The 3087-nt window shown below is 40.8% G+C and carries 1 protein-coding gene; it reads left to right on the top strand.

All coding sequences use genetic code 11. The features are described 5' to 3' along the window. The first annotated feature begins 331 nt into the window (after window positions 1-331). A complete protein-coding gene (locus GNF10_RS36090; RefSeq protein ID WP_185582101.1) occupies window positions 332-2644 on the top strand; it encodes an NACHT domain-containing NTPase in 2313 nt (770 codons plus the stop codon). The last annotated feature ends 443 nt before the right edge of the window (window positions 2645-3087 follow it).

Genomic DNA, 3087 nt, shown 5'->3' with positions numbered 1-3087 from the left:
GTAAAAACCTTATGGATACATAGAGATATTGAGATGATATCTATATAGTGCAACTATGAACCATAATCAAGTAAGTAATTGCTAAATAACCCTTTAACTTCTACTTAAGCATTACAGATAAGTATTTGAATTCAGGTATTACCGAAAGCTTGAAATGTATAAGATAAGTGTATAACGTTTGACTTCGACACAAAACTTTAAAAAGCTGAGAGTATCTCTGGGGTTTTGTATAACTTTAAACGAGTAGAATGTTAGTATCACACAAAATCTATATAATTGCAGATATTAATAAAAGTTAAAGTCAATGATTTGAAAAGCAGAGTTTTTGTCTATGGTCAAGCGATCGCTCCAAGCATCACTCATCGGTATTCAAGAGGCTAAAAGAGCATTTGCTCTCAAGGAGTGGACTCAAGACAATTTGGCAGCCGAAGTCAACCTTAAGACTAGACAACCGATTTGGCGATTTTTTAGTGGTCGTCCAGTTGAGCGTCATACTTTTATTGAAATTTGTTCTGTATTAGAACTGAATTGGCGGGAGATTGCTAGTAATCCGCCGGCAGAATTCATGGAACTAGAAGAATACGGCCGTTTCCCCGTGCTGGATATTGATGGCTTGGTGAAAAAAGTGCGATCGCAACGCTTCGACAAAATTCAAGACCAGTGTGGGATTTTGCAGTTATTGGATATCAGCCGTCCCGTTGCGATCGATGACATATATATAAATGTGAATATTTTGGAGTCAATTGCCAGTCAACAGTGGTTAGAAATCACTGCGCTGCAAAACCTAGATCCCAAACAATTTGACCGTTTTGGCTTAGGTGATGCCGATCAAAACCAGATACCTGGTACACAGGCAGTTGAAACATACTCTAAGCTCAGGGTACTAGGTAAACCTGGGGTAGGTAAAACCACCTTTTTACAATATCTCGCCATTCAATCTAACCAAGGCACATTTGCAGGGGACTTAGTTCCGATCTTCATTACCCTGAGAAATTTTGCTGAAGAATCTAAAGTCACCAACGAGTTCAGCCTATTAAAATACATCCGCCAGGAGTTCCTCACATCTGAAATTTCCGATTCCTCAGTTATAGAAACTTTGCTTAATGGAGGCAGAGTCTTAATTTTGCTTGACGGTATGGATGAAATTCTTAACCAACAAAGCAATGCTGTCTTAAGCGAAATTCGCAGGTTTTCAGAAAAGTATCACAAAAATCAGTTTGTGGCAGCCTGTCGAACAGCGTCTCAAAAACTCAGACTGCGAGGCTTTACCGATGTTGAGATTGCTCCATTTACCTCAGAACAAATCATCGCCTTTGCTCAAAAATGGTTTGTGGCCTTTACCAAAACCAACATTCAAGACGGTCAAGCGCTGTCCGTTCAGTTTGTTGAGAAGTTGGAATTAGATGAAAACTGGCAATTTCGCCAACTCGTAGTTACACCCCTATTTCTGCATCTTGCTTGCTGGGTGTTTCACGCTCAAGAAAAATTTCCCACTAAGCGGACTGACTTTTATAAGCAAGGTTTAGACCTTCTATTGGGCAAATGGGATGAAGCCAAAGGCATTGAAAGGGATGAAGTTTACCGAGGGTTTTTATTACCACAAAAGCTCAAGTTATTGAGTCAGATTGCAGCAGCGACATTTGAGCAAGGTCAGTACTTTTTTGAGCAACGCATCGTTGAGCAATACATTGGTGACTATATTCAGAATCTGACCAAAGCGCCAATGGATGCCGAAGAACTGCAAATAGAAAGCGAAGCAGCACTGAAAGCGATCGAAGCTCAACATGGGCTACTAGCAGAACGGGCGCGGGGAATTTTTTCCTTCTCCTATCTGGCTTTTCAAGAATACTTCACAGCAAGAAAAATCGTTGCCAGCCATAATCTAGAGGCATTTGGGGAAGCTTTAGAAGGATTAGTTAGTCACCTTACAGACCCGCACTGGCACGAAATTTTCTTGTTAACAGCTACCATGCTCCGAAGTGCAGACTCTTTAGTACAGTTGATGAAGCAACAGATTGATGCACTGGTTAGCCAAGACCCTTATTTACAAGAATTTTTGACCTGGGCGAGCCAAAAATCTCGTACTATTCCCAGCCAACCAAAAGAGGCGACAACTCGAGCCTTTTATCTTGCCTTAAGTCGGACTCCTCACATAGCTTCTCACTTTGCCCTAGCCAGCAGCCTTGACCAGGGAATGTTTCTGGATGCGGCATTAAATAACCTGCTGCTAGAGTGTGCAATTGAGGAGAGCCAGGATTTTGCTCACATTCATGCCTGTGGAGATGCTCTCTCAAACATTCTGGGCATTGTTCTGGATGTGGGGCTGTATAAATCCTTGCAACAACTCTCTGACCAATTTCCAAATTCTCGTCAAAGTCAAGAACGGTTTACACAATGGTGGCAGACAAACTATTCAGCCTGGGTTAAACAGTTAAACATAACGGTGGTTAATTATCGCAACATTAACCACCAGTGGCAGTTTAGCCCTGAACAAGAGCAAGTACTACAACGCTACTATGATGCGAATCAGTTACTACTCGATTGCCTGCATAGCAATTGTGAAGTGACGGCTGCTATTAGGCAGGAAATCGAAGCCACCTTATTGTTGCCTCAGAAGGAACTTGAGGACAGGGAATGGCAATAATTCTTTTGGTTAATTACGCAAATAGGTAGTTGCCAAATTAGTTTTTATTAAGTTTTGTGTCGTAGTCAATCAACTAATTTAGTAAATCAAACAACACTTTGCCATATTAAAGAAAGTTTTTCATCTAATTTCTAGCAAAAATCCTTCTTTTGGTACTTTTATTTGTAACCACTCTACTCCTGAGACAAAAGCTGCGCGTAGCTTACTTAGATTACTACGGAAACGTTTCCAATGAATGCGCCTTTTAACCAAATCAACTAGAGACGGGATAGGGTCTCTAAGAGTTGCCCATTACAATTTTGCATCTCTACTTACTCATTTTCAACCCACTTTGCACTTAGAGTTTTGATGGCAGGTCTTGTTATGACTCCCGGTTCGCCCATTTTTTAATGAGTTAGGAAAAGTAGATAGTCAAAAGTATACCGAAGGACATATTCCCAAAA

Origin of the sequence: Nostoc sp. UCD121 (assembly GCF_014222285.1) — a bacterium.
In the GTDB taxonomy this organism is placed as follows: domain Bacteria; phylum Cyanobacteriota; class Cyanobacteriia; order Cyanobacteriales; family Nostocaceae; genus Nostoc.
This window is presented reverse-complemented; position numbering and strand designations above follow the sequence as displayed.

Excerpts from the sequence above, each read along its gene's own strand:
- GNF10_RS36090 (WP_185582101.1), top strand. The coding sequence starts at position 332 with ATGGTCAAGCGATCGCTCCAAGCATCACTCATCGGTATTCAAGAGGCT.